The sequence below is a fragment of the Bradyrhizobium sp. genome (assembly GCF_022844465.1).
Classification (GTDB): domain Bacteria; phylum Pseudomonadota; class Alphaproteobacteria; order Rhizobiales; family Xanthobacteraceae; genus Bradyrhizobium.
This window is the reverse complement of the sequence record NZ_JALHLP010000025.1, coordinates 1-26675: the sequence shown is the minus strand read 5'-3', so window position 1 is coordinate 26675 and position 26675 is coordinate 1. Positions and strand designations below refer to the sequence as shown.

At 64.4% G+C, this 26675-nt stretch carries 18 protein-coding genes and 1 tRNA gene; 8 read left to right on the top strand and 11 right to left on the bottom strand.

What is annotated here, in order from left to right; translation table 11 throughout:
- Positions 1-54: 54 nt before the first annotated feature.
- The 4 genes from Q0D31_RS22870 to Q0D31_RS22855 all read right to left on the bottom strand — a co-directional run bounded on the left by Q0D31_RS22870 (position 55) and on the right by Q0D31_RS22855 (position 5371).
- On the bottom strand, positions 55-3204 hold the full coding sequence (locus Q0D31_RS22870) for an EAL domain-containing protein (RefSeq protein ID WP_291856370.1): 3150 nt from the start codon (positions 3202-3204) through the stop codon (positions 55-57).
- Positions 3205-3993: 789 nt separating this feature from the next.
- A tRNA-His gene (locus Q0D31_RS22865) sits at positions 3994-4070 on the bottom strand.
- Between the two features lie 209 nt (positions 4071-4279).
- Positions 4280-4714 carry a phasin gene (locus Q0D31_RS22860; RefSeq protein ID WP_291856368.1) on the bottom strand — a complete coding sequence of 145 codons (435 nt, stop codon included), beginning with the start codon at positions 4712-4714 and terminating at the stop codon, positions 4280-4282.
- Between the two features lie 273 nt (positions 4715-4987).
- The gene (locus Q0D31_RS22855; protein WP_291856366.1) at positions 4988-5371 is read right to left on the bottom strand and encodes a phasin family protein; all 384 of its coding nucleotides are present in this window, start codon (positions 5369-5371) and stop codon (positions 4988-4990) included.
- Between the two features lie 294 nt (positions 5372-5665).
- Here Q0D31_RS22855 and Q0D31_RS22850 point away from each other — a divergent pair, with 294 nt between their 5' ends.
- The 4 genes from Q0D31_RS22850 to Q0D31_RS22835 all read left to right on the top strand — a co-directional run bounded on the left by Q0D31_RS22850 (position 5666) and on the right by Q0D31_RS22835 (position 12062).
- A complete protein-coding gene (locus tag Q0D31_RS22850; protein WP_291856365.1) occupies positions 5666-8089 on the top strand; it encodes a PAS domain-containing protein in 2424 nt (807 codons plus the stop codon).
- Between the two features lie 163 nt (positions 8090-8252).
- Positions 8253-8972, top strand: a complete 720-nt coding sequence (locus Q0D31_RS22845) for a PilZ domain-containing protein (protein ID WP_291856362.1) — start codon at positions 8253-8255, stop codon at positions 8970-8972.
- A 314-nt stretch (positions 8973-9286) separates the two neighbouring features.
- The gene (locus Q0D31_RS22840) at positions 9287-10315 is read left to right on the top strand and encodes a Fe(3+) ABC transporter substrate-binding protein (RefSeq protein ID WP_291856360.1); all 1029 of its coding nucleotides are present in this window, start codon (positions 9287-9289) and stop codon (positions 10313-10315) included.
- 100 nt (positions 10316-10415) lie between these two features.
- Entirely contained in the window at positions 10416-12062 is a 1647-nt protein-coding gene (locus Q0D31_RS22835) for an iron ABC transporter permease (RefSeq protein ID WP_291856358.1), read from the top strand.
- Between the two features lie 179 nt (positions 12063-12241).
- Here Q0D31_RS22835 and Q0D31_RS22830 read toward each other — a convergent pair whose 3' ends face one another.
- Together Q0D31_RS22830 and Q0D31_RS22825 are read right to left on the bottom strand one after the other, a co-directional pair.
- A complete protein-coding gene (locus tag Q0D31_RS22830; protein ID WP_291856356.1) occupies positions 12242-12892 on the bottom strand; it encodes a CoA transferase subunit B in 651 nt (216 codons plus the stop codon).
- Complete coding sequence (locus Q0D31_RS22825) at positions 12892-13629, bottom strand: CoA transferase subunit A (RefSeq protein ID WP_291856354.1); 738 nt, start codon at positions 13627-13629, stop codon at positions 12892-12894. The genes Q0D31_RS22830 and Q0D31_RS22825 overlap by 1 nt, the downstream gene beginning before the upstream one ends.
- Positions 13630-13902: 273 nt before the next feature.
- Here Q0D31_RS22825 and Q0D31_RS22820 point away from each other — a divergent pair, with 273 nt between their 5' ends.
- Positions 13903-15834: an AsmA family protein gene (locus tag Q0D31_RS22820; RefSeq protein WP_291856352.1), complete on the top strand. Its 1932-nt coding sequence runs from the start codon at positions 13903-13905 to the stop codon at positions 15832-15834.
- Positions 15835-15899: 65 nt separating this feature from the next.
- Here the strand turns inward: Q0D31_RS22820 and Q0D31_RS22815 are convergent, their stop codons facing one another.
- From Q0D31_RS22815 to Q0D31_RS22805, 3 genes are read right to left on the bottom strand one after another with little or no spacing between them, the layout of a single operon-like run.
- Complete coding sequence (locus tag Q0D31_RS22815) at positions 15900-16715, bottom strand: ABC transporter permease (RefSeq protein WP_291856351.1); 816 nt, start codon at positions 16713-16715, stop codon at positions 15900-15902.
- Complete coding sequence (locus tag Q0D31_RS22810; RefSeq protein WP_291856349.1) at positions 16715-17629, bottom strand: ABC transporter permease subunit; 915 nt, start codon at positions 17627-17629, stop codon at positions 16715-16717. The genes Q0D31_RS22815 and Q0D31_RS22810 overlap by 1 nt, the downstream gene beginning before the upstream one ends.
- Positions 17626-18804 (bottom strand): ABC transporter ATP-binding protein, encoded by a 1179-nt coding sequence (locus tag Q0D31_RS22805; protein WP_291856347.1) that lies wholly within the window; start codon positions 18802-18804, stop codon positions 17626-17628. The genes Q0D31_RS22810 and Q0D31_RS22805 overlap by 4 nt, the downstream gene beginning before the upstream one ends.
- Positions 18805-18977: 173 nt before the next feature.
- On the opposite strand from Q0D31_RS22805, the gene Q0D31_RS22800 reads away from it, so the two are divergent.
- Together Q0D31_RS22800 and Q0D31_RS22795 are read left to right on the top strand one after the other, a co-directional pair.
- On the top strand, positions 18978-19478 hold the full coding sequence (locus Q0D31_RS22800) for a heme-binding protein (RefSeq protein WP_291856345.1): 501 nt from the start codon (positions 18978-18980) through the stop codon (positions 19476-19478).
- Between the two features lie 37 nt (positions 19479-19515).
- On the top strand, positions 19516-20829 hold the full coding sequence (locus Q0D31_RS22795) for a tetratricopeptide repeat protein (protein ID WP_291856343.1): 1314 nt from the start codon (positions 19516-19518) through the stop codon (positions 20827-20829).
- Positions 20830-20950: 121 nt separating this feature from the next.
- On the opposite strand, the gene Q0D31_RS22790 is transcribed toward Q0D31_RS22795, so the two are convergent.
- Together Q0D31_RS22790 and Q0D31_RS22785 are read right to left on the bottom strand one after the other, a co-directional pair.
- Positions 20951-22423 carry a glycerol-3-phosphate dehydrogenase gene (locus Q0D31_RS22790; RefSeq protein WP_291856341.1) on the bottom strand — a complete coding sequence of 491 codons (1473 nt, stop codon included), beginning with the start codon at positions 22421-22423 and terminating at the stop codon, positions 20951-20953.
- 117 nt (positions 22424-22540) lie between these two features.
- Positions 22541-25249, bottom strand: a complete 2709-nt coding sequence (locus tag Q0D31_RS22785) for an EAL domain-containing protein (protein ID WP_291856338.1) — start codon at positions 25247-25249, stop codon at positions 22541-22543.
- 254 nt (positions 25250-25503) lie between these two features.
- Here Q0D31_RS22785 and Q0D31_RS22780 point away from each other — a divergent pair, with 254 nt between their 5' ends.
- On the top strand, positions 25504-26607 hold the full coding sequence (locus Q0D31_RS22780; protein ID WP_291856336.1) for an NAD(P)/FAD-dependent oxidoreductase: 1104 nt from the start codon (positions 25504-25506) through the stop codon (positions 26605-26607).
- Positions 26608-26675 lie beyond the last annotated feature (68 nt).

The window sequence follows — 26675 nt, the reverse complement described above, 5'->3', positions numbered from 1 at the left end:
AGCCTGTTGCCGGTGTTCAATCGACGCAGGCACCAAGTCCTGGCCTGCTGGCCATCATCGCGCCACAGCCGCTGTCTTTCGGTCACCTTGCAGCGTGGCTAGCATGGTGGGCAACGTCTGATCCACCCGGCATTCCTGGCCCTCAAAAGATTGCGCAACGACCAGCGCTTCTGTCGCGACCGCAGGGCGAGCGAATACATAGCCCTGGACCGTATCACATCTCATTTCACCGAGGATGGCGACCTCATCGGGGGTTTCAGCGCCTTCGGCCACGATCGTCATGCCGAGGCCGCGGCCGAGCGCGATGATACCGCCCATGAGATTTCGGGCGCGCGCCGATTCAGTGATACCATCGACAAAGATACGGTCGATCTTGATCTTGTCGAATGGTAGCTGGGTAAGATAGCCGAGAGAAGAGTAGTCGGTGCCGAAATCGTCGAGCGCTAGCGTCACGCCCAGGCGCTTCAGCTGCAGCAGCACGATGCGCACCCTTCCTTCGGCATGATCGGCCAACAGGCTTTCGGTCAGTTCGAGGCAAAGTAGATGAGGAGGCAGGCCAGTCTCGTTCAATACCTTCTCGACGTGGACCGCGAAGTCGGTGTGCCAGATTTGCGCTGCCGATACGTTGACTGCGATCTCACGAGCGGGTTCGCCGGCATCGAGCCAGGCCTTGGCCTGAACCGCCGCCTCGCGCAGAATCCAGAGACCGAGATCGCAGATGGTTTGCGAGCTTTCGGCAACCGCTATGAATTCAGCAGGCGAAACATTGCCAAGGGTCGGGTGGGTCCAGCGCATCAGCGCCTCGAAGCCGGTGACACGGCCGCTCAAGAGCGAGACCTGCGGTTGATAGTGCACGGCAAGACCGACGTTTTCGGAGATCGCCTTCCGCAATTCGCGGGCCAGCACGACCTTGTGCTGCATCGCAGCGCCGAGTTCAGGCTCGAAGAACACGCAGCGGCCACGACCGGTCTCCTTGGCGCGATATAGCGCGAGATCGGCATTTTTCTGAAGATCAGTCGTTGTTGCGCCATCGCTCGGGATCAACGCGATACCTATGCTGGTGCCGATCGTGATCTCGCCTCGCTCCAGCTGAACCGTTCCGGAAACCACTGCAAGCACGTCTGCGACCATCTCCCGGACGGCCGTTCGGTCGGCGCAGTCCCGCAGAATGACGGCAAATTCGTCGCCCCCAAGGCGCGCGATGAAGCAGTCGTTGCCCAGCGCCCGGGATATCAGTCGAGCGACCTTGGCGAGCAGTTCATCGCCGGACGCATGTCCGAGCGAGTCGTTGACTTCCTTGAAACGATCGAGGTCGAGCATCAGCAGCGCGGCTTGCGAGCCGGTTTGCGCGCAGTAGGTAAGGACATCGTTCAGTTCGCGGTGAAACAGCGCCCGGTTGGCCAGCCCGGTGAGAGGATCAAAATAAGCCAGCTTCTCCAGTTTCTCTTCGGCGGATTTACGGTCAGAGATGTCCTGAATCGTGCCGGCGAAACCGATAATCCGCCCCCCGGCATCCCTCATCGCCTTGCTGGTAACGACAAAATCGCCGACGGACCCGTCGCCGCGCTTGGCCTTTACATCGACGCTTCTGGTGCTGCCGGTGCGCAATGTTTCGGCCTGGGACGCGAGCACCCTCGCGGCGCCGTCTCCCTCATAGACCGAGATGATCGCCTCCCGGGTTGGCGCGAACGTCGCCGGATCATGGCGGAGGAGTTCAAAAATCTGCGGCGACCACCACACGTCCCGGTCGCCGATCCGGTAGCTCCAGTCGCCGATCTTTCCGAGCGACTGGGCTTCAATGAGCTGTTCCGACCGGATCTTCAGCGCTTCTTCCCGCCGCTTCAGATCGGTAATGTCCTCGTGCGTCGCTACCCATCCGCCGTCTGCCAGCGGCCTGTTCGCTATCCGGATCGTGCGCCCATCCCGGGTACCAACGACCGCGACGTGGTCGAAAGCGATGTTGCGCAGCACTTCGTCACAGTAGCGATCGACGTCGCCGCCAAACGACCCGGTCTGTTTCTGACACGCAACGATCTCGCGCAGGCTGCAGCCTGGCTGGATCATTTCCGGCGACAGCCCGTACATCTCGATATAGCTATCATTGCACACGATCAGTCGGTGAGATGCATCGAACAACAACAGGCCGTGCCTCATGTTATTGACGGCAATCTCGAAGCGTTCTCGCGCCAGGGCCTGTCCCTGCTCTGCCCGTTCGGCTCTTGAGCGCTCGGTGACGTCGCGGCCGACGCCGCGATAGCCGGAGAAGGTTCCATCATGGTCGTATGTCGGCTTTGCGCTCAGTGACCACATTCCCGGGTTGCCGCCGACAACCACGTGGACCGATACTTCCTGCAAAGATTCACGTTTCGCCATCTGTTCGGCAAGAACCGCGACCGCTGCCCCGTCGTCGGGGCACAACACGCCCAAGACTTCCGCAAAGTGGACGCCGAGCAGCGATGCCAGCGGCATCCGGGAAACATCGACGAAACGCTGCGGAACGTAAATCAACCGGGCGTCGGCGTCGGTTTGCCACAGCCAGTCACTGGCGTTCTCCTGGAATTCCTTGAGCAGCAACGAAATGATTTCGGTCTGCTGTCCAAGCTCCAACTGCGCCTTCAGATTGTTCAGGAAAAGGTTGCCGTGCGCGATCATGTGGCGCGAGATGAAGATTGTATAGATCAGCGCGAAGATCGCGGTCGCGATGAAGATCGGCTGGCCGGTGGACAACAGCGCCGTTCCGACCATCAGGGACAGGGTCCACGTGTAGGCGATTCCGGCCTGGGGCACTATCGAGAGCGAGAACGCGCCGCCCGCGATCATTCCCGCCATGAGGCAGCTCATGATCAGCTGACGAGTGGGATCAGATTCCTGAAACAGCGCAAGCGGCAACATCCCCCAGGCCACGGCAAGCGCAAAGGCCTGGATCGCCATCCGCCTCGTCGCGCGCGGCGATGCTTCCCTGGGAGGATTATGCCGCGATCGGGCCCATGATCGCAGCGCGATGGCACTCGCCAACACGATTCCGGACGCCCAAGAGGCCAGGAAAACGTACGAGCTTGAATCCCAGAAGATGAACAGAACCAGCGCGGCGTTGCCAACCACGATGCTCATGGTGAGCGGCACCAGCTGCATCACGCTGTTGATCTGCGCCGCCCGAATCCGGCGCATCTCGGGTTCGCCGACATTGGCGGGCCGGTTCAGCATTACGTCGGCCAGGCCGCTTTCCGGGAGGGAATGGTTTACAAGAGGTGCAGGCATCACGCGTGAGCCCGGTGGGCGGCCGAAATATTCGCAGCGATCAAGTTCGGAGCTTGCAGCAGCTTGCTGCAGGGCTCCTGCGAGGGCACATTCATGCCTGCGGCACGACTGGCACATCCTCTGGCAGCGTCATTCGGTTTGACGCAGCCGCTCGGTCCTGCGGTCATGCGAGCCGCAGCGTGTCGCCACTCCGATAGAACTGAAAACATCCGGGTTGAGCCTCCGCCCCAAAAATGTAGGCGGACAACCGTTAGTTTTGCCTTATCACCCAGCAACTGAACGCAACGCAGCGGTAACGACCAAATTGGGAAAAGCAGCGCTGCTGGCGCATTCTGAACTTTTTTGGCATTTCTTGGTCTGCCCCCTACGAGGAATCATCTCACGATAGGGATGCAGCGACACGCTCGCCACGATTTGTCGCCGCCATCAGATGTTCGATATCGGCGCCATCAAGATCGCAAGAGCCGTTTCGTCAGGGAGTTGTTCGATCCGGTTTGTGAACGGCTTGAGCGCGGAGGTCTCGATCGTCGAGAGCAGACAGGACTGACCGGGCGCCGATCGGTCAAGCGCCGGAACCCGTGACGGGGCGTATTCGGCTCGGCGCCTCACATCGAACGAAAAGATGAAAGCGCATTTCGGCGCTGGATATCGTGCCTTGCTTGAAGCAACGGTCGCCAACCGTCAGCCATGGCGGAAGCCAACTTCGAGGTTACGAGGCCAACTGGCTGATTTCGTTGGTACAGTTGGGTGGGCTCGAACCACCGACCTCCTGTTCCACAGACAGGCGCTCTAACCAACTGAGCTACAACTGCATCCTTTGCGGAGCCCCAAGAAAGGGGTCGCGAATGGGCCGGAAACTAGGTGCAACGCCTCGCTTTGGCAAGGCTTCGGAGCAAGGCTTCGGAGCGGGCGATCGCTGAAGTGCGGGGTGCCGGCCGGATCGCACCCGGCCGGCAAACCCGTCCCGAAACAAGAAGGCCCAGGCCGATTGCCCGGGCCTCTGCTCACAATCGCAGTTTGGTCAGGCGGCCGGCTTGTCGTATCTCGCCGCGCTTGCCTTGATCGGCTCGATGGTCTCGGTCGCGACTTTCTGCGACAGCTCGGCGAGCTCCCTGGCCTGGGCAGCGAACGTCTCGTACTGCTTCCTGGCCTGCGAGGTCCACAGCTCCAGCGCCGCCGCCGGCGTCTTCACGCCCAACAGCTCCTGCGCGAAGTCGAGCGAGGATGAGGTATTGGCCTTGAAGAACTCGACCAGCTTGGCGGAGTATTCGCTGGCGCCCTTGTTGGCAGAGGTGAAAACGGCCTCGATGGTGCCGTTGTGAGCCTCGGCGGCATCCTTGAACTTGGCGTAACTGTCGCGGGCCTGCGAAACACCCTTTTCAGCAAACGCGCGCACCTGCTCGGGCATTTCGAACGGGATGATGGAGGCGGAGAACGGGGTGGTGGGATTGGTCACGGCATGCATCCTTCATAAATGGGGTTCAGTTCCTCCCTCTCGCGGACGCAGGCGACCGGCCGGCAACGCCGAAGGGATCAGGTCGGGCATGATGGAAGCGCACATCAATGGGCGCGCGTTGATCTAGCATGCCTATCATGGCAAATTTGTGCAACGCAATGCGTTCTGTGGTGCATTGCCGCATGATTGACCTGTGCCGGATGCATATTCCAGCCCGCTTTCGGAGCGCGGCAATCGATGGCCGCCCGCCGCTGCAGGTCCCGTCAGCTCATGTCAGACCTTGGGCTTCGCGGCGTCCATCGCCGCCCTGCTGACGATCTGGCCCATTTCGCTGGCCTGCTCCGCGAGCGACCGCATCTGCCCCTGGACGTATTCGCTGTGCAGCCGCATGACCTCCGAGAGATCCTTGGCTTTCAATAGGGATTGGGCGTAGTCGAGAGAGGCCTGCACGTTCTTCTCGGCATAGGTGATGGCCTTGGTGCTGATGTCCCTGGCGCCGGCGCGAACGCTGGCGTTGCGCTCCTCGACTACGCCGACGGTCGCTTGCGCGGAGGCGACGAATTTTTCGAACGTCTTGCGGGCCTGCTCAAAGCTTGCTTCCGCCATCGCTCGCATGTCCGTCGGTATCTCGAAACGCTCGCGTCCATCCTCGCTCATGGTTTACTCCTGTTCCGTTGCCGGGAAACTCGTCTCTGGTATCCGGCTCAAGCCGGCGCCTCCAGATTTTGATATTAGACCTTCGATCAAGCCGTGCAAATCAACAACGCCACTGACGGCTTCTGGTTCGAGCGGGTCGGAAGAGGCCGCCGGATAAAGTCCATGCGCCGCATGGACGTTATCGGCAGGAACCAGCCGTGGACCTGACGCGCGGGGCTTGCGATAGTAGCGGCGCCTTTGAGCTGCCATCCTACCGGCGGCCGACCCTGACGCCGGATGGTGAAGTCGTTTTCGATGAATGACGGGGAATTTCAGCTGCCCGCGCCCGGCGATCCACGATTGGCGGTCTATGCCGCCAACGCCATGCCAGCGTGGTTGTGGACGGCCGATGGCACCCGGATCCTTTGGGCCAACCCGGCCGGCCTGCGCCTGTTCGGCGCGGCCAACGTCACGGCTCTTGCCGAAAAAAATTTCGAACCTGTTGACCGGCATCGGCGGCAAATCGCGCGGCTGGCGAGCCGGTTGCGGGCGAATGGCGCCATCCGGCTGGAACGGCTGCAAGGTTTTGGCGCATCGCCCGGCATGCTCGCGACCTGCAGCTGTTCCCGATTCGATTTCCCGGATGGCAGTCACGGCGTTCTGATCGTCACCGCCAACCTCCCCCCGATGGCATCCGCGCAGGCCGCGCTGCAATCCAGTCAAACGGAAACGCCAACGCCGCCGCCGAGCCCGCCGGTCACGCGGCAACCCGTGGCCCCGCAACCGGCTTCCGTCGATGAACGGCCGACCCCATCGGGCGAGGCGCCCGTCTTGACCGAGTCGTTTGCCGGCGAGGCCCCTCGCCCAACCGATATTCCAGCGCCCCTGGAAACCGAACGGCGGGCATTGACGCCGGTCATCCCGGATCTGCCCGCGGACGCACCGAAGAACGTGTTGCCGTTCCGCGCCCCCGGCGAGTTGAAGCCAGCGCCGCTGACACCGATCGAGAACGGCGCCTTCGACGAACTGGCCCGGCAATTGTCGGCGCGACTGGAAACCGAGACGGGCAATGAGATCGCCCTGGCCGCCGCCTTGGAATCCCCCGCCGCATCGGTCGCGCGCGAACCCATCAGCAAGCCGCCCGAATGGCTCGCGCCGCCCGAACCGCCCGCGCGCGGCGAAGCCCGACGCGACAAGATGTTGCTCGATCTGCTGCCGGTCGGTGTGCTGGTCTACCGGCTGGACCGGCTGCTCTACGCCAATGCGGCGTTCCTGATCCAGCTCGGCTATCCGAGCCTGCACGCGCTGGAGGATGCCGGCGGTATCGACGCGCTCTATGTCGAACCCGGCGTATCGAGTGCCTCCTCGACATCAGACACCGGCACGCCGGTGACGATTTCGGCGAGCCAGCTTCCCGGCGCGGACGCACCATCATCGGCGGCCGATGCCCGCCTCTATACGATTTCGTGGGACGGCGATTCGGCGCTCGCCCTGATCTTTTCGGACGCGCGCCGTGAGAACCCCGCGGTCGCGGCTGCGATCGCTGACACGAGACCGGTCCCGACGGCTGAAATTGGCGAACCCACGGTCGATCAAGCCGATCGCGACGCGCCGTCGGCGGTCGGCCATGCCCGCGCCGAAGAACTCTCCGCCATCCTCGACACCACAGCCGAAGGCATCGTCATGTTCGACGCCGCGGGAAACATCAGCTCCTGCAATCGCAGCGCCGAAGCCCTGTTCGGCTACGACGGCGCGGCGCTGGCAGGCCTCAATCTGGCGGAGCTGTTCGCACCCGAGAGCCGGCAGGACGTCCTCGAATATCTCGCCCGCATGAAGTCCGCCGGCATCGCCAGCCTGCTTGGTCAGGGGCGCGAGGTGCTTGGTCGCGAAAGCAAGGGCGGCGTCCTTCCGCTGTCGATGACGATAGGGCGCACCCGCGCCGACAGCCCGAAGTTTTTCGCGGTGTTCCGCGACCTGTCGCAGGCCCGCAAAATCGAAGGCGAATTGCGCGAGGCGCGGCGGCTGACCGATCGCGCCGCCAGCGCCAGGGCCGACGTGCTGGCCCGGATCAGCCATGAGGTGCGCGCGCCGCTCAACGCCATTATCGGTTTTGCCGAGGTGATGATCGGTGAGCGTTTCGGCGCGCTCGGCAACGCGCGCTACCTCGAATACCTGAAGGACATCCGTGCTTCCGGCGCGCGCGTGACCGCGATCATCAACGACCTGCTCGACCTCAGCCGGATCGAAGCCGGCAAGCTCGACCTGGCTTTCACCAGCCAGAACCTCAACGAGCTGGTCGAGAGCTGCGTCGCCGCCATGCAGCCGCAGGCCAACCGCGAGCGCATCATCATCCGCACCTCGCTGGCGCATGCGCTGCCGCCGGTGATCGCCGATACGCGGGCGCTGCGCCAGATCACGCTGAACCTGATCGGCAATTCGATCCATCTCGCCAATGCCGGCGGTCAGGTCATCGTCTCCACGGCGTTGTCGGATTTCGGCGAAGTGATGCTGCGGGTCCGCGACACCGGCCACGGCCTCAACGACAACGAGGTCGCCGCGGCGCTGGATTCATTCAGCATGCCGGCGCCGTCGGACCGGGCCTCAAGCTCGGGCGTGAGCCTGTCCCTGACCAAGGCCCTGGTCGAAGCCAACCGCGCCAAGTTCCAGGTCAGGACCGGCGGCCGCTCCGGCACGCTGATCGAGGTGATGTTCCCGCATGTGGTGGCGCAATTCCATTAATTTGCATTAACGACGAACTGGAAAGAATTTGATTATCTTGAATCACAAAAAACCGTCGCAGGCTTGCGAATAGAACTACTTTCGCAAGACCGCGTATATTTACGGATGTTAAGGTTCAGACGAAATCACCCCAGATGAGATTCTATCGCGAGGAGCCTGTGCAGTGACGATCGCGAAATTTCAGAAGCAACGAGCGGTCAAGATCGCCGTGGGCGGCAGCTATACGCTTCCTAACTGGTTTGACCCGGAGGGAAGGCCACGCTCCTTTGCGTGCCGGACCAGCCGGGTTTCGCCGTTCCGGATGTTGGTCGACGTGCCCGTCGTCGGGAGGATCGGCGAGAAGATCTCCTGCTATTTCGCCGAATTCGGCAAGCTCGACGGGCGCATCAGCGACACCACGGCCGGCAGTTTCCTGCTCGAACTCTTGATCGACCTGCCCCAGCGCGCGAAGATGGCGGACCAGCTCACCTGGCTTGAAAAGAAGCAAAATGATTCCAGTATCCGCGACGTCAGAAAGCAAGCGCGCATCATTCCAGCGAGCCCGCACTCCGCCCTGACCTTCGCCGATGGCACCATCCATAGCTGCTTTGTCATCGACATGTCGGTAAGCGGCGTCGCCATCTCGGCCGACGTGCAGCCGCCGATCGGAACTCCGCTGGCTGTCGGAACTTGCGTCGGACGCGTTGTCAGGCATTTGGCCGACGGATTCGCGGTCCAGTTCGTTGAACCACAGAAACGCACCGAACTCGACTGGCGTATCGCGCGGCCCCCGTCCCAGGCAGCGGGAGCGACGAAGGCCGCGCCGCGCACCTACGACGAAAAGCTCGCAGCTATCGTGCGGGAAGCGGACGCTTTGCGCCCCAGCGCGATGTCAGCAACCTGATACATCTCAAGGTCTGAACGGCAGCACGGCAGGGATTGAGGCCGACGCGCTCGACATCGGTTCGTCCGTCGCCTTCAAGCGTCGCGGGATGCCGCCACGCGCAGAAGCGCGCCAGTTCGGAGTACAAAGCATGCCAACGCCATTCCGCCCGGTGTCAAGCGCTTCGCACAGGATCCCCAATCCTGGAATCACTCTAAATCACGCCGCTGGAATCCCTCTAAATCAAGGCATTCCAGGCATTCGGTTGCTGACAGCGCGACGGCCGCCGCGCTACTGAAACCGGCGTCTCCACCACCTCCGCAGGGGCAACTTTCATGTCAAGCTTTCACATTACCGCGGCAACCGCGACGTTGCTTTGTTTCACCGCGCTTGCCGCCCCGACGGCATCGGCCGGAAATGGCGAGGTCAACGTCTACACCTATCGCGAAACCAAGCTGGTCCAGCCGCTGTTCGACGCCTTCGCCCGCGACAGCGGCATCAAGGTCAATGTCGTCTCGGCAAGTTCGGGGCTGGAGCAGCGGATGAAGGCGGAAGGCGCCAACAGCCCCGCCGACGTGCTGCTGACGGTCGACATCGGCCGCATCGACGAGGCGGTGCAGGCCGGCGTCACGCAGCCGATCAAGTCGGTGGTGGTCGACGAAACCGTGCCGGCGCAATACCGCGATCCGGACGGCCACTGGGCCGGAATTTCGATGCGCGCGCGCGTGATCTATGCGTCGAAGGACCGCGTCCAGCAGCAGGCGATCACCTATGAAGAACTCGCCGACCCGAAATGGAAGGGCAAGATCTGCATCCGCTCGGGCCAGCACATCTACAATAACGGCCTGTTTGCCGCCTATGTGGCCAGATACGGCGAGGCCAAGGCCGAGCAATGGCTGCGCGGCCTCAAGGCCAATTTGGCGCAGAAGCCCTCCGGCGGCGACCGCGAGGCGGCGCGCGACGTCGCGGCCGGCAAATGCGATATCGGCATCGGCAACACCTATTACTGGGCGCTGATGATGAACAACGATCCCGAAAAGAAGGCGTGGGCGGAGGCCACCAAGGTTATCCTGCCGACCTTCGAGGGCGGTGGCACGCACGTCAACCTCTCGGCCGTGTTGCTGGCCAAGCATGCGCCCAACAAGGCCAACGGCGTCAAACTGATCGAGTGGCTGGTCGGTGAAAAGGCGCAGAAGATCTATGCCGACGCCAATTACGAATACCCGGTCCGCGCTGGCGTCGGCCTCAACCCGACAATTGCGGGTTATGGCAAGCTGCAGGCCGATCCGCTGCCGGTCGCCAGGATCGCCGCAAACCGCAAGGCGGCTTCGACACTGGTGGACAAGGTCGGGTTCGACAATTGATCGTATCGGTCCGCAAAGGCGCTTCGGCCGAATTCTGCCCGCCCGTCGCGGGAGACGGCGCATTGCGTGGGATCCCGGCCTTAAGCGGACGGGAGCCGGCGTGAGCCGAACCCTCGACGTCGGACGAATCGCGGCGGCGATTGCGGCAGGCACTGCAATCCTGGTCGCAGCGCCCGTCATCTCGATCATCGGGCTGGCGATGCAACCCGCGCCAGACGTCTGGCGCCATCTGATCGACTACGTTCTGCCGCTGACCCTGCGCGACACCGCGCTGCTGCTCGGCGGCGTCGGCGCCTTGTCGCTGGTGATCGGCGCCGGCGCGGCGTGGACGATCTCGCTGCACGAGTTCCCGGGCCGAGGAATACTGTTGTGGCTGGTGCCGCTGCCGCTTGCGATCCCGACCTACCTTGCCGCTTACGTCTATGTCGACCTGTTCGAGCCGCTTGGCCTGGCTCATCGCGCGCTCGCGCTGTTTTTCCCGCTGCACGACGCGATGCGGGTGCTTCCCGATCTGCGCTCCCTGCCCGGCGCGATCGTCGTGATCGCGCTGGTGCTCTACCCTTACGTCTATCTCTCGGCGCGAACCATGTTCCAGTTCCAGAGCGCCGAATACGCCGAGGTTGCCAAGACCCTTGGCGCCAGCCGCTGGACCACGTTCTGGCGGATCTCGCTGCCGATGGCGAGGCCGGCGCTGGCGGTCGGCGTGGCGCTGGTATCGCTGGAAACGCTCAACGACATCGGCGCCAGCGAGTATCTCGGCGTCCGCACGCTCACAGTCTCGGTTTTCACCACCTGGCTGAACCGCGGCAGCCTCGCCGGCGCCGCCCAGCTTTCCTGCTTCATGCTGGCGATCGTGACCTGCCTGATCGCGATCGAGCGGTACGGCCGCCGCAGCATCACCACGGAATTCTCCGCCGAAAGCCCCCGCCTGACGCAGCGGACCCCGCTCACCGGCGTCAGGGGCGCTTGCGCGTTCGCCGCCTGCCTGCTGCCGGCCGCGCTGGGCTTCTTCGTGCCGCTGCTGTTTCTAATCCAGCAGAGTTTCAGGCGCGGCCTGTTCGAGAATTTCGACATGGCGCTGTGGCGCGACGCCTTCAACTCGGTCGCGTTCGCGAGCCTCGCCACGCTGGCCGCGCTGCTGCTCGGCTTTGCGACCATCCTGGCCTGGCGCTGGCGGCCGAGCAAGCTGCGCTTCGCCGCCATGAACATCGCCCAGACCGGCTACGCGCTGCCCGGGCTGGTGCTGGCGCTCGGCCTGCTGACGCCATTGCTGGCGATCGACAACACCCTGGTTGCGCTCGTCCTATGGTTCGGCGGTTCGCTGCCGGGGCTGATCATCATCGGCTCCGGCGCCGCCGTCATCATCGCCTATGTGATCCGGTTTCTGGCGGTGCCGACCGGCTTCATCAAATCAGGCTTCGAGCGAATTCCACGCGACTACGACGACAGCGCGCGCGCCGCGGGCGCCGGGCAGACCACGACGATGCGGCTGATCCATCTGCCGCTGCTGCGGCCGGCGATGCTCGGCGCCGCGATCATCGTGTTCGTGGATTGCCTGAAAGAGCTGCCGGCGACGCTGCTGTTGCGGCCGCTGAACGTCGAAACGCTGGCGACCTCGATCTACCAGTACGCCAGCCGCGGCAGTTTCGAGGAAGGCGCGCTCGCCGCACTGTTGATCGTCGCCGCCAGCATCGGTCCGGTGGCGTGGCTGACGCGGTTCTCGGACGTGCCGGCGGGGCCGGCGTAAAGGTTGCGACACAGGATCAAGCATCCGTCGTCCCGGCGAACGCCGGGACCCATAGCCCCGGTAGTCTGTTGCTTGAAGAAGGTCTCTACCTCAGCGCCCTAACGATAGGCGTCGGGGTATGGGTCCCGGCTCGCGCTTCGCTTGGCCGGGACGACGAAAATCATTTTGCCTCGCGTTTCTTAAGCGTTCTTCAGCGCGACGCGGAATTCGGCTTCGGTCTTCGCCTTCACTTCGTCCAGCGTGACGCCGTCGGCGAGCTCGATCAGCGCCATGCCGTCCTTGCCGTGCTTGTCGATGGTGAACACCGCCAGATCGGTGACCACCATGTCCACCACCTTCTCCCCCGTCAGTGGCAGGTTGCACTTCTTCAGTAGCTTCGGGCCGTCCTTGGCGGAATGTTCCATGACCACGACGACGCGCTTGACGCCGGCGACGAGGTCCATCGCGCCGCCCATGCCCTTCACCATCTTGCCGGGGATCATCCAGTTGGCGAGATCGCCGTTCTGGGCCACCTGCATCGCGCCGAGGATCGAGAGGTCGATATGGCCGCCGCGCACCATGCCGAAGGAATCCGCCGACGAGAAATAGCTGGTCGAGGGCAGTTCGCTGACGGTCTGCTTGCCGGCGTTGATGAGGTCGGCGTCCTCCTCGCCCTCATAGGGAAACGGCCCCATGCCGAGCATGCCGTTCTCGCTCTGCAGGCTGACGTCGATACCATCGGGAATGTAGTTAGAGACCAGTGTCGGAATGCCGATGCCGAGATTGACGTAATAGCCGTCGCGCAACTCTTTCGCGGCACGCGCGGCCATCTGTTCGCGGGTCCAGGCCATCAGACTTCACTCCCCGTTGCAGCCGCCGGCGCCTTTGCTGGCCGCGGGCGGGTGTTGCGGAATTCGATCCGCTTCTTGCCGGCGCCCACTTCGATGATCCGCTTGACGAAAATGCCGGGCGTGTGGACATGGTCCGGATCGATCTCGCCGGCCGGCACCAGGTGTTCGACCTCGGCGACGGTCATCCTGGCCGCCGTCGCCATCATCGGGTTGAAATTGCGCGCGGTCTTGCGATAGACGAGGTTGCCCGCGGTATCGCCCTTCCAGGCGTGGACGATGGCGAGGTCGGCGAACAGGCCGCGTTCCATGATGTATTTCTCGCCGTCGAATTCCTTCACTTCCTTGCCTTCGGCGATCAGCGTGCCGACGCCGGTCTTGGTGTAGAACGCCGGGATGCCGGCGCCGCCGGCGCGGATGCGCTCGGCCAGCGTGCCCTGCGGATTGAATTCCAGCTCCAGTTCGCCGGCGAGGTATTGCTGCGCGAACAGCTTGTTCTCGCCGACATAGGACGAGATCATCTTCCTGATCTGCCGCGTTTCCAAAAGCCTGGAGAGGCCGATGCCGTCGACGCCCGCGTTGTTGGAGATCACCGTCAAATTCTTGACGCCGGAGTCGCGAATCGCGTCCGACAGGGTCTCGGCGATGCCGCACAGACCGAAGCCGCCCGACATGATCATCATGCCGTCCTTGAGGACGCCATCGAGGGCCGCCTTGGCGTCGGGATAGACCTTGTTCATGGAACCATGACCTGGTGGAGGGAGCGGCTGCAGGCCGACAATGGCGAGATTATTAGGCGAATTCTTCGCAGCGCGTCAATGACGGTGGATTTCGACCCGCAAGCCCGCAAGCAGCGTCATGACGGCCTTGAAAGTGTCAAGAAAACCCTTCAAGTTGCGTAGGTTGGCACGGACATACCGAAGCGCATCTGCCAGGACCGAAGCGACGCTTAATCGATATAGACCTTCATCAACCCGACTTCGGTTTAGTCAGATCCGGATACGCCATTGACGATGACTCAAGCAATCAAGCGCCTGGGGCTGCCGGTTGCGGTGTTGTTCGGTGCAGCCTTGATTGGCCTGATCGGCACATCCTGGCTCCTCAACCGTGATGCGCTCCGGCAGGCGGTCGAGGCGCAAATCCGCGCCGTGACCGGGCTCGATCTGGTGGTCATGGGCGCGATCGACGTGTCGGTGTTTCCTGGCAGTTACATTTCCTTTCACAACGTCGGCTTAAAGGGCAGCGACACCGTCGATCCGGCGCTTCAGGTCGACGTACTGACCGCAAATCTGCGGCTGCTTCCGTTGCTGCTGCGCCGGTTCGAAATCGCCGATGTCATGATGCTGCGGCCGCAGATCAGGGTGGTCAGGCACGGACCGGGCGACAGCAACTGGACGCCGTTCCTCGATACCATCGCGCGCACCATGAAGCCCGGCGCCGAAAACCAGGTGTCGTTCTCGGAGATCAGGATTCAGGACGGCGTACTCAAATACGAGGACGCGAGAAATCAAATCTCCGAGCTGCTGGGCGATATCGATCTCTCGCTGGCCTGGCCCTCGATCTCGCGCTCCTTCGCGGCGACCGGCCAATTCGACTGGCGCGGCGAGCGCGTCGAGGGCTCGCTGTCCGCAGGCGACTTCGTGGCCATGCTGTCAGGCGACCGTTCGGGACTCAAGGCGCGGCTGGTCAGCGCGCCCATCAAGCTCGCCTTCGACGGTTCGGTGGCCAACCGCAGCAGCCTGATGATGGAGGGTAATCTCACCATCGACAGCCCGTCGCTGCGCAACGCGCTGCGCTGGACCGGACAGCCGCCGCCGGGCAGCGGCGGATTCGGCCGTTTCGCGCTGAGGGCTCGCGCCAGCGTGGTAGGCACCTCCCTTGCCCTGACCGGCGTGAACGTCGAACTCGATGGCAACGTAGCCGAAGGCGTGATGACCATCGCCAACAGCGGCCGCCCGACGCTGCAGGCAACGCTGGCCGCAGGCAACCTCGATTTCACCCCCTATATCTCCACCGTTCGCCTGCTCGCCAGCGGCGCCCGCGACTGGAACCGGCAATTGTTCGACCTGACTTCGCTGTCCGCAACCGACCTCGACATGCGCCTGTCGGCGGCGAGGGTAACGGTCGGCACCACCAAACTCGGCCGCACCGCCTTTGGCGCCAACCTGCGCGGCGGCGCGCTGGCGCTCTCGGTCGGCGAGGCGCAGATCTATGGCGGCATCGCCAAGGGCTCGCTCGGGATCGCACGCTCGGACACGGTCGCCGACGTCCAGGCGCAGTTCCAGTTCACCGATGTCGATTTGCAGGCGTGCGCCAGCGAATTGTTCGGCGTCAACAAGCTGTCCGGACGCGGCAATATCAGCGTCGCGCTGGTGGCGTCAGGCGCAAGTCCGTTCGGGCTCGCCTCCTCGCTCGACGGGACCGCGACCCTGACCGGCCAGAATGGCGCGATCGCGGGTTTCAACGTCGAGCAATTGCTGAAACGGCTGGAGCGGCGGCCGTTGTCGGGCGGCGGCAATTTCCGCAGCGGTTCGACGCCGTATGACAAGCTCACGGTCTCGGTGCGGTTCAACGACGGCATCGCCACCGCCGAGGATATCCGCGTCGAGGGATCAGCGACACGCCTGACCCTCACCGGCACCGCCTCGGTGCCGGCGCGCGAATACGATCTGAAAGGCGTCGCCAGCCTGACCTCGGCCCCGAACGCCCCGCCCGGCTTCGACCTGCCGTTCGTGGTGCAGGGCCCATGGGAGGATCCGCTGGTATTTCCCGATCCGGAAAGCCTGATCCGCCGCTCCCCCGGCGCCGCCCCGCTGCTCGATGCGGTGAAGGATCGGAAAACCCGCGATGCGGTGAAGTCGGTGATCGAGCGCTTCACTGGCGGCGGCGTCAGGCCGGCAACACCGGAAGCCGCGCCCGCCGCCGAGGCGGTGAAGCCGAACTAGGCTGGCCGTCACTGCTTCCATCGGGTCGCCGACCGGCACGACCGCCTTGTCGCCCTGACGAACAACTACAGCGGCGCGGCGCTCCTGCCTTGCGCATTCGACAGTTTCGAGGCGAGCGAGGCGATCACGATCACCACGGCGATGAACGCGATCATCATGGTGCAGATCGCGTTGATTTGCGGCTTCACGCCGAGCCGCACTTCCGAATAGATCCGGATCGGCAGCGTCGCCGATCCCGGCCCTGTGGTGAAGCTGGCGATCACGACGTCGTCGAGCGACAGCGTGAACGCCAGCATCCACCCTGCGGCAATCGCAGGGAAGATCAGCGGCAGGGTCACGCGAACAAACGCCTGCAGCGGATCGCAACCGAGGTCCATCGCAGCTTCCTCGATCGTGCGATCAAGCGAAACCAGTCTCGACTGCACCACCACGGTGACGAAACACATCGTCAGCGTGGTGTGGGCGATCGTCACCGTCCAGAAGCCGCGCTCGACGTCCAGCGCAACGAACAGCAGCAGCAGGGCAAGGCCGGCGATCACCTCCGGCATCACCAGCGGCGCGAGGAGCATACCCGAAAACAACGTGCGGCCCTTGAAGCGCTCGCCGCGGGCCAGCCCCACCGCCGCCAGCGTGCCGAGCAGCGTCGCCGACGTGGCCGACACGGCCGCGACGCGCAGGCTCATCCAGGCGGCTTCCAGCGTCGCGCGGTCGTTGAACACCTCCGTGTACCAGCGCAGCGACCAGCCGCCCCACACCGTCACCAGCCGCGAGGCATTGAACGAATAGATGACGAGGATGACGATCGGCAGGTAGAGAAACGCCAGCCCCAGCGCCAGCGCGGTGATGTTGAAGGGCGATATCCTGCCGACCTTGTGCGTCATCAGCCCGCGCCTCCGAGCGTGCGGCGTTGCAGGCGGTCGTACAACAGCAAGGGCGGCACCAGCAGAACCAGCAGCGCGACGGCGACCGCCGATGCGACCGGCCAGTCCTTGTTGGCGAAGAATTCCAGCCACAGCGTCTGGCCGATCATCATCGAGGCGGATCCGGCCAACAGATCAGGAATCACGAACTCGCCGACGATCGGGATGAAGCACAGCAGCGCGCCGGCGCCGACGCCGGGCAAGGACAGCGGAAAGGTCACCAGCCAGAACGCCTGCCGCGGCGATGCGCCGAGATCGGCGGCCGCCTCCAGCTGCGACGGATCCATCCGAACAAGCGTGGCATAGAGCGGCAGGATCATGAACGGCAGATAGGAATAGACGATTCCGATATACATGGCGCTGTCGGTCGACAGCCACACCACCGGCGTCGCGACCAGATGCAGCGCGAGCAGAACCTTGTTGAGCAGCCCGTCGTGCTGCAGGATGTTGATCCAGGCATAGATGCGGATCAGGAACGAGGTCCAGAATGGCACGATGACCAGCATCATGGCGAACGCCTGCCAGCGTTGCGGCAGCCGCGCCATGCCATAGGCGACGGGATAGCCGATCAGCAGCAGGATCAATGTCGAGGTTACGGCGACGACGAAGCTGCGCAGGTACGACGTGATATAGAGATTGTCGGAAACGAGCAGCCTGAAATTGTCCAGCGACAACTGCTTCAACGCCGCCACGATCGCGTCCCACCCCGCGGTAAGGTTGAACAGCGGCACATAGGGCGGCTGGGCGATCGCGGTTTGCGACAGGCTGATCTTGAGCACGAAACCGAACGGCACCAGGAAGAACAGCACCATCCAGAGATAGGGCGCGACCGCGGCGAAGCGCGCCGGCCGCGCGAAAATGCTGCGCGCGCTCATTGCTCCAGCACCACGCAATCGTCGGGCGTGAACCAGACCACCACGCGCTGGCCGGCGCTGTAGGCGTCGATGTCGATCCGCACCGTATTGGCCATCGACGAGCGCACCATCGCGCCGGAATCGAGCTTGACCTGGTAGACGGTCAAGCCGCCGAGGTAACTGACGTCGGTAACGACGCCTTCGAGCCGGTTGATGGCGTGCGAGTCGATTGCGTCAAGCGCCGGACCGCGGCGCGACAGCTTGACCTTCTCGGGGCGGATGGCGATCGACACCGCGGTCTTGCCGACCGGCTGGCGCGGCTCCGCGACCACGATCGTTCCGCCGTCCCGGGTCGATACGATCAGTCGATGCGGATCGCGCGAAGCGATCTCGCCGTCGAACAGATTGACGTCGCCGATGAACTCGGCGACCCAGCGCGAATGCGGCGCCTCATAGAGATTGCGCGGGGTCGCGACCTGCTCGAGCCGGCCGGCGTCCATCACGCCGATCCGGTTCGCCATCGTCATCGCCTCTTCCTGGTCGTGGGTGACGATGATGAAGGTCATGCCGAGGCGGCGCTGCAGCGCCATCAGTTCCAGTTGCGTGCTTTCGCGCAGCTTTTTGTCCAGCGCGGCCAGCGGCTCGTCCAGCAACAGCACCTGCGGCCGACGCGCCAGCGCCCGCGCCAGCGCCACGCGCTGCTTCTGGCCGCCGGAAAGCTGATCCGGTTTGCGCTTCTCCAACCCATCGAGCTTGACCAGCGCGACCATCTCGGCCACGCGGATATCGATGGCGGCGCGCGCCATCCCTGCGCGCCGCAATCCGAACGCGATATTGTCCCGCACTGAAAGATGCGGAAACAGCGCGTAGTTCTGGAACATCATGTTGACGGGCCGCTGATGCGGCGGCATCGGCGCGATGTCGCGACCGCCGAGCAGAATGCGGCCCTCGTCCGGCGTCTCGAAGCCGGCGAGCATCCGCAACAGCGTGGTCTTGCCGCAGCCGCTTGGCCCCAGCAGGGCAAAGAACTCGCCTTCCCTGATGTCGAGCGAAAGCCGGTCCACCGCGCGGAAAGCGCCGAACTTCTTGCCGACGCCCTCGATGCGAAGCAGCGGCAGGTCGGCGGACGCATCCACCGGCGGCGCGGACCCGGCCAGCGCCGCAGGCGCATCGATATCAGGCGATTCCTCGGTCATGTCACCCGGCGGCCCCGTCGCAGGCTGCAGGCTAGCGGCGGATCGGCATCCGCTCAACCGCCTCGGCAGCCGCGGCCACAAGATTATGGATGCCGATGCTCGCAGCTCTGGTAAGGTCTGGGGCTCCCTTGGCCCGCAACTCATCGCGGCGCGACGGATCGCGGAGGAACATCATGATCGTCAGGAACCTGCTGGCCGCCACCGCGATCTGCTCGATGCTTGGCGGCGCCGCCCTCGCCCAGGATGCTCTCGTGACCTACAAGTCACTGAGCCCCGAACTGGCGCTGGATCTGGCGCGCGCGACCATTGCGGATTGCCGCAAGCGCGGCTTCCAGGTGACGGTCGCAATCGTCGATCGCTTCGGCGTTACGCAGGTTCTGCTGCGCGACCGCTTCGCCGGTCCGCACACGGTTTCGACCGCTACCGGCAAGGCCTGGACCGCGGTCAGCTTTCGCACCAGCACGACCGAGCTCAACGCCATCAGCCAGCCCGGGATGATGCAGGCCGGAATCCGCAACCTTCCGGGTGCCGTCATCGTCGGCGGTGGCTTGCCCATCGAGGCCGCCGGCGCACTGCTGGGCGCCGTCGGAGTCTCCGGCGCGCCCGGCGGCGACGCGGACGAAGCCTGCGCCAAGGCAGGCATCGAGGCGGTACGCGACAAGCTCGATTTCTAGACTCGCCGTGGGCTGCCTTAGGTCTGGGACAAGAACAATGCATCGGGACCGATACGATCTTGGGCTAACCACCGCCTCCGACCGCGCCGCGGCGCATTACCGCAACGGCGTCGATTGCATGCTGTCGGCCTGGCACGGGGCCGAGGATGCCTTTGACCAGGCGATCGCGGCAGATCCCGGCTTTGCGCTGGCGCATATCGGGCGCGCCCGGCTGCACCAGCTCAACATGGAAGGCGGCAAGGCGCGCGCCATGGCCGCGCAGGCCCGCGAACTCGCGGCCGGCGCCACGCCGCGCGAGGCCAGCCATGTCGAGATCATGGCCGCCGTGATCGAGAGCCAGCCGAAACTCGCCATCAGCGGCGCCGAAGCGCACCTCGAACAGTATCCACGCGACGCCCTGGTGCTGGCGCTGCTGCTCGGCGCGTTCGGGCTTTACGCCTTCTCGGGCCGCCCCGATCACGATGCGGCCAAGCTCGCGATCTGCGAGCGCCACGCGCGGCATTATGGCGAGGACTGGTGGTTCGTCAGCTATCTCGGCTGGTCGCACACCGAGGCCGGAAATCTCTCTACCGGCCGGAGCCTGTCCGAACGCGCAATGGGCTTGCGATCGGCCAACGCCAACGCCGCCCACGGCCTGTCGCACGCGATGTTCGAGCAAGGCGACATGGCAGCGGGCCGCCAGTTTCTTGCGCAATGGATGCCGGCCCATGACCGCCAGAGCTTCCTGCATGGGCATCTGGCCTGGCACGTGGCGCTGACCGCACTCGATGCCGGCGATACCGATACTGCGCTTGCGATCTACGAACAGCACATCAAGCCCGCGGGCCGGCCCTATCCGCCGCTGAACATCTTTACCGATGGCGCCTCGCTCTTGTGGCGGCTGACGCTGGCGGGCCGCGCCGGCCTGGAGCCGCACTGGCGGGAGATCAGCGCCTATGGCGGGAAGTACTTCCCGCAGGCCGGGGCGCACTTCGCCGACGTTCATTTCGCCCTCGCCGCGGCGACGACAGGAGGTGAGGCGTTCGGCACACGCTTGGCGCAGCTGGAGGCGCGCGAAGCCAGCGGCAAACTGCTGCCGGGCCAAACCGCAATCGAGCTGTGCCGCGGGATCCGGTCGTTCGCCGAGGGCGACCATGGGGGCGCGATCCGCCATCTCGAGCCTGCAATGTCCGGACTGGCGCGGATCGGCGGCAGCCACGCCCAGCGCGAATTGTGGGAGGACACGCTGATCGTGGCCTATTTGCGCGCCGGCCAATCCGACAAGGCCGCGAGCCGTATCGCCGCCCGTCTCGACCGCCGGCCGTCGGCGCGCGACGAGGCATGGTCGCGCGCGGCGCAAGGCGCGGCCTGAAGCGCGATGAGATTGGGATGAATCATCATCGCGCCTTAGCTCTTGGTTTGAGCATGATCTTTTCGGAAAGCCGCTGTACAATTTTCCGGATCATGCTCTGGCAGCATTCAGGGAGACGCCGTCATCTCGGTGCGGTGCTGTTGGCCATGAATGCCGACAGCGCCTCGCGATCCCGGGCCGGCATGGTGAGGCCGAGTTTGGTGCGACGCCACAGTACGTCGTCGGGAAACCGCGCCCATTCGTGATTCATGAGATAGCGCACTTCGGCGCCGGTCAGTTCCGGACCGAAGGCCGGACCGAGGTCACCGCGCTGCCTGGCATCGCCGAGCACCGCCCTGACGGTGGTGCCATAGGCCCCGACCAGCCGTCTCGCCTGATCCTCGTCGAGAAACCGCCAACGCTCGCGCGCGCCGTCAACCTCGTCATCGAAGCGGCGCCAGGAGAAATCGCCGCCGGGCAGCGGCGATCTCGCGGTCCAGCGCGCTGACATCGGATAGAACGGCGTCAGCTTGCCGACCGCCCTCTCCGCGCGCAGCCGCGCGGTGGTGATATCGCCGCCGAAGATCGTGATCAGCGGCGCCTTGCCGCGCCCATGATCGAGCGTGATCACGCCGTCGCGCTGACGCCGCGCGGCGACTGTCACCATGTTGGCGCCGGAAAGCGTGCGCACCACGTCAACGGCCTCGATCCGTTCGCGGAAGTAACGGTTCGCCGCATCGCAGAGATAGGCGACGTCGCTGGCCGCCACCGCGACGATGGCGGGATCACCCTTGAAGGCGTGGACCGCGGTGCCGATCAGCGTGAAATCGCGCTCATAGGGGCTTGCGAAGACCAGCCGCCCGTCGCTGTTCTGAAACACATAGACGTTGTCGCCGTCGAACAGGCGACGGACGACGATCTGGCTCATCTGCATGATCGCGACTTTTGGCGGCGGCACGCGCAGCACCGTCTCGGCGACGGAGGCCGTCCACGCCCCGGTGGCGTTGACGAGCGCCCGTGCCGTGATCACCTGACGAAAGCCGCGATCGATCGTCGCCAGCCGCCAGGTCTTGCCCCGTTCGGCGCGCGTGCAGCGCGCGCCGGTGCGGATCACCGCGCCGCGCGCTGCGGCGTCGGCGGCGGTCAGCACCACCAGCCGGGAATCGTCCACGACGCAGTCCGAATATTCGAAGGCGGTGCCGAACGGCCGCTTCAGCGCGTTGCCCAGCGGGTGATGGGTGACGTCGATGGTGGCGGAGAGCGGCAGCGCGTTGCGCGGGGCCAACTTGTCGTAGAGCAAGAGCCCGGAACGCAGCTGCCAGGGCGGGCGCTGGTCGGAATGCGCGGGGATGGCAAAGCGCGCGGGACGCACCACATGCGGCGCGATCCGGAGCCAGACGTCGCGCTCGGCGAGCGCCGAACGAACGCGAAGAAAATGGCGGCGCTCGAGCTCCGCCAGATCACCATGAATCAGCCGTGGCGAAGCCGAGGATGCGCCGGCGCCGAGGTCGCCCTGCTCCAGCAGGATCACGCGCAGGCCACGGCCGGCGGCGTCGCGCGCGATGCCGACGCCGTTCAAGCCGCCGCCGATGATCGCAAGATCGTAATCCGCCATGCGGAAATGTTACTTCGGGCACTGGAGAGGCCCGCTACACTAGACAGGGCAAGATGGCCAAAAGTGGATGTCGCGGTCGCATTGCAGCGGAGTGCGTCAACCAGCCAGCGCAGCGACTCAGGCGCTGGCCAATTTGCGGTCGGTTTCGACTTCGTTCGCGCCACTTCGTCTGACCAGCGTGGCGTATTGCCCGATCGGCGCCGGCCTGCCGAGAAAATAACCCTGCACCGCGTCACATCCCTCTTCCGAGAGGAAGCCGAGCTGCTCCTGGGTCTCCACGCCCTCGGCGACGATCGACATTCCAAGGCCGTGGCCGAGGTCGATGATGGCGCGCACGATCGCGGCCGATTGCGGGTTTCGCCCGAGGTTCATGACGAAGGCCCGATCGATCTTGATCTTGTCGAACGGAAACGCCTGCAGATAGCTCAGCGACGAATAGCCCGAACCGAAATCGTCCATCGAAATGCGCACGCCCAGCGCCTTCAGCCGCCGCAGCAACGCCAGGCCGCGATCGAAGTCCTCGATCAGCACGCCCTCGGTGATCTCAAGCTCAAGCCGGTGCGGCGAGAGGCCGGTTTCAAGCAGGATCGAATGAACCAGGCTGACGACGTCGCCGTGCATGAACTGGGCCGGGGAAAGGTTGACCGCGATCTGCAGCGGCGCCGGCCAGGATGCGGCCTCCCGGCAGGCTTCGCGCAGGATCCAGACCCCCATTTCGACAATCAGCCCGCTTTCTTCCGCCAGCGGAATGAACTCGCCCGGCGAGACAAAGCCGCGCACCGGATGCTTCCAGCGCGCCAACGCCTCGAAACCGGTGACCTTGCTGTCGGCGACCGTTGCACCGGATGCAGCCTGCGGCTGGTAATGCAGCGACAACTCGTCGTTCCTGATCGCCATCGAGAGGTCCTGATGCAGCACCCGGCGGTCGCGGATCTGCTGGTCCATCTCGGGTTCATAAATGCCGACCGAACCGCGCGACTTCTGCTTGGCGCGAAACAGCGCGGCGCCGGAATTGGCCAGCAATGACGCCGCCGTCGAGCCGTTGTGTGGAAACACCGAGATGCCGGTGGTGATCCCGGCGCGCACCGACTTGCCATCGATCAGGAATTCTTCCGCGATGGCTGCGCCGATCTGTTCGGCCAGCGCCCTGCCCGTTTCCGGCTGCTTGCCGTCAATGATGAGGCCGAATTCGTCGCCGGACAGCCGGGCCACCACGCCGCCGCTGGCGCAAGCCTGGATGCGGCCCGCGACCGCGATCAGAAGCTTGTCGCCCATGGCGTGGCCAAACACGTCGTTGATTTCCTTCAGCCCGTCGAGGTCGACGCAGAGCACCGCGAATTCCTCGTCGGTGCCCGCGCAGGCCTCGATCATCTGGGCCAGCGCCTGCAGGAAGGCGGCGCGGTTCGGCAGATCGGTCAGACCGTCATGATAGGCCATGTGCGCCATCCGCGATTCGGTCTGACGGCGATCGGTGACGTCTTCGTGAGTCTTGATCAGATATTGCGGCTCGCCGGCCTCGTCGAGAACCGTCATGCGGCGGGTCAGGAACAGTCGCAGACCCTCCTTGGTGGAGATCGGATGCTCCTCGGTGATCAGGCCGCGTTTCCTGATCGCAGCCTCGTCGCGTGAAGTAATCAGCTTGGCTTCCCGCGGATTGAAGATGTCGGAAGCGGTCAGGCCGGTGGCGTCCTCGCGGCGCCGATTGAGAATAGCCTCAGCGCCGCGGTTGGCGAGCAGATACCGTCCGTCGCTGGCGCTCTCGACGGTCAGCGAAACCGGGATGTTGTCGAGCACAAGCTCGAGAAATTTCTTGGTGTCTTCCAGTTCCCGCGACAGCGACCGCCGTTCGGTGACGTCTTCGAACAGTGCGATCAGGAACTCAGGCTCGCCGTTCTTGTTGCGGGCGACCACGCGATTGGAAGAGAGAACGCGCGTTTCTTTTCCGCGTTCGACCAGAATTTCGCTGTAGTGATGACCTCCCGGCGCCCTCAGCGCCGCCTGGTCCGCGGCCTCGATGTTCCTGGCGGTTTCCGACCGGAAGATCTGATTGGCGCGCTTGCCGACGATTTGGTCGCGCGAGAAGCGGGAGAAACGCTCGAACGCGCGATTGGCGAAAATGTAGCGGCCATCCTCGATGCTCTTGGCGGCGACACAGACCGGAACGTTGTCGAGCACCGATTCCAGAAACTGCGTCGCAGAAGCCAGCTCCCGGGACAGCCGGCGCTGCTCGGTGCAATCCTCATGCGTTCCGATCGTCCCCCCGTTGGGCAGGCGGAACATCTTCGAAAGTATCGATCGTCCGTCGGGCAGTTCGGTGACGATGCCTTCCGGACGGCGGGCAAGCACGCCGAATTCTTCGGCGGTGAGATTCAGTAGTCCCCGGACGCGCCTCAACTCGACCAGGTCGCGGCCGGTCATTTCGCTCGACAGATCGGCGCGACTAAACCCGTACATTTCGAGAAAGCGATCGTTGCAGAACATCACGCGGTTCTGCGCGTTGGTCATCAGCACGCCCTGGCTGAGATTGTTGAGGGCGGAGTTGATGAACGCGCTGCGTCGCCGTTTTTCGCGCCTGGAGCCGCGTAGAGCCGTAAACAGCCAGACGCAGACCGCCGCCAGGAAGGAGCCGACAACGACGCCGCCGATCAGGAATTCCCAGACCATGCGGGGGTCCAACTCGCTGATGAAACTGGGCGGCGAATAGCCGCCAGACGCCGCAGGCGCGCCCCAGGCCAATTCGCAGGGCGCGGCTATGGCGAACAGACATGCGGAGGCCAGCGCTGGAATAAAATTCCTGCCGCTTGACTGCCAGTTCTTCTCAGCCATCGCCCACCCTACGGATTGCGGACGCAGTGTCTGGCCTGGGGGGTTTGAATCAGGTAAACGGCTACCCTTGCAATCCTGGAATGCAGCCCAGAATTAGGGCAATTGCCCTGACATGATTAATGCTTCATTAACGAGGCGGGCGCGGCGGACTCCGCGGCAAAGCGGCTGATTAATGGACGATTTCCCCAAAACCGGCGATCATGGCGAGGTGCGGCAAGCAATAGCCGCGCCAAATCCCCAGGCCCGAACCTGACATGGACAAGGTTGATTGCGTCGTTATCGGAGCGGGAGTCGTCGGGCTCGCGATTGCACGGCAGCTGGCAAGAGCAGGCCGCGAAGTGATCGTGCTGGAAGCCGCCGAGGGAATCGGCACCGTGACGTCGTCCCGCAACAGCGAGGTGATCCACGCCGGCATCTATTACCGCGCCGGCAGCCTGATGGCGCAGATGTGCGTGACCGGCAAGCGCGCCCTGTACGACTATTGCCGCGACCACGGCGTCCCGCATCGCAATTGCGGCAAGCTGATCGTCGCAACGACTCCGCAGGAAACCGAAAAGCTGCAGTCGATCCGCGCGCACGCCGAAGCCAACGGCGTCAGCGACCTGCAACTGATCTCGGGTGAAGCGGCGCGCGCGCTGGAGCCGGAGCTGAACTGCGAAGCCGCGCTGCTCTCGCCGTCCACCGGCATCATCGACAGCCACGCCTACATGCTGGCGCTGCAGGGCGACGCCGAAGCAGCCGGAGCCCACTTCGCGTTTCATACTCCGCTGTTGTACGCCCGCGCCAATGCCGGCGGCATCGAGTTCGAGGCCGGCGGCGATGCGCCCATGACCATTGCCTGCCGCTTGCTCGTCAATTCGGCGGGCCTTGGCGCGCCAGCAGTGGCGCGCAGCATCAAGGGCATGCCGGTCGAAATGATCCCGCCTGCCTATCTGGCCAAGGGCAATTATTTCAGCTGCAGCGCGCGGGCACCCTTCTCGCGCCTGATCTATCCGGTGCCGGAGCCCGGCGGATTGGGGGTGCATCTCACGCTGGACATGGCGGGACAGGCGCGCTTCGGGCCCGACGTGGAATGGGTCCAGAGTGTCGACTACGCGGTAGATCCTGCGCGAGCAGACCGCTTCTACCCTGCGATCCGGCGCTATTGGCCGACGCTGCCGGACGGGGCGCTGATGCCGAGCTATTCCGGAATTCGCCCGAAAATCGTGCCCCCGGCCGTCGCAACGCAGGATTTCATGATCCAGGGCCCGCGCGACCACGGAGTCGCCGGGCTAATCAACCTGTTCGGCATCGAATCGCCGGGGCTGACTTCCTCGTTGGCAATTGCCGATCACGTCGGCACCCTCGCCGAGACCTGACGGCATCATCGCGCGCGACCTTAAACCGATACGCGCAAGGCGCATCCGGTGGGTCGGCATCTTGAATA

What these genes read in the sequence shown, in the direction of transcription:
- Q0D31_RS22840 (WP_291856360.1), top strand. Translation starts at nt 9,287, where the DNA reads ATGTCAAGCTTTCACATTACCGCGGCAACCGCGACGTTGCTTTGTTTC.
- Q0D31_RS22870 (WP_291856370.1), bottom strand. Translation starts at nt 3,204, where the DNA reads ATGCTGAACCGGCCCGCCAATGTCGGCGAACCCGAGATGCGCCGGATT.
- Q0D31_RS22830 (WP_291856356.1), bottom strand. Translation starts at nt 12,892, where the DNA reads ATGGCCTGGACCCGCGAACAGATGGCCGCGCGTGCCGCGAAAGAGTTG.
- Q0D31_RS22820 (WP_291856352.1), top strand. Translation starts at nt 13,903, where the DNA reads ATGACTCAAGCAATCAAGCGCCTGGGGCTGCCGGTTGCGGTGTTGTTC.
- Q0D31_RS22795 (WP_291856343.1), top strand. Translation starts at nt 19,516, where the DNA reads ATGCATCGGGACCGATACGATCTTGGGCTAACCACCGCCTCCGACCGC.
- Q0D31_RS22850 (WP_291856365.1), top strand. Translation starts at nt 5,666, where the DNA reads ATGAATGACGGGGAATTTCAGCTGCCCGCGCCCGGCGATCCACGATTG.
- Q0D31_RS22825 (WP_291856354.1), bottom strand. Translation starts at nt 13,629, where the DNA reads ATGAACAAGGTCTATCCCGACGCCAAGGCGGCCCTCGATGGCGTCCTC.
- Q0D31_RS22810 (WP_291856349.1), bottom strand. Translation starts at nt 17,629, where the DNA reads ATGAGCGCGCGCAGCATTTTCGCGCGGCCGGCGCGCTTCGCCGCGGTC.
- Q0D31_RS22780 (WP_291856336.1), top strand. Translation starts at nt 25,504, where the DNA reads ATGGACAAGGTTGATTGCGTCGTTATCGGAGCGGGAGTCGTCGGGCTC.
- Q0D31_RS22785 (WP_291856338.1), bottom strand. Translation starts at nt 25,249, where the DNA reads ATGGCTGAGAAGAACTGGCAGTCAAGCGGCAGGAATTTTATTCCAGCG.
- Q0D31_RS22790 (WP_291856341.1), bottom strand. Translation starts at nt 22,423, where the DNA reads ATGGCGGATTACGATCTTGCGATCATCGGCGGCGGCTTGAACGGCGTC.
- Q0D31_RS22805 (WP_291856347.1), bottom strand. Translation starts at nt 18,804, where the DNA reads ATGACCGAGGAATCGCCTGATATCGATGCGCCTGCGGCGCTGGCCGGG.
- Q0D31_RS22855 (WP_291856366.1), bottom strand. Translation starts at nt 5,371, where the DNA reads ATGAGCGAGGATGGACGCGAGCGTTTCGAGATACCGACGGACATGCGA.
- Q0D31_RS22815 (WP_291856351.1), bottom strand. Translation starts at nt 16,715, where the DNA reads ATGACGCACAAGGTCGGCAGGATATCGCCCTTCAACATCACCGCGCTG.
- Q0D31_RS22800 (WP_291856345.1), top strand. Translation starts at nt 18,978, where the DNA reads ATGATCGTCAGGAACCTGCTGGCCGCCACCGCGATCTGCTCGATGCTT.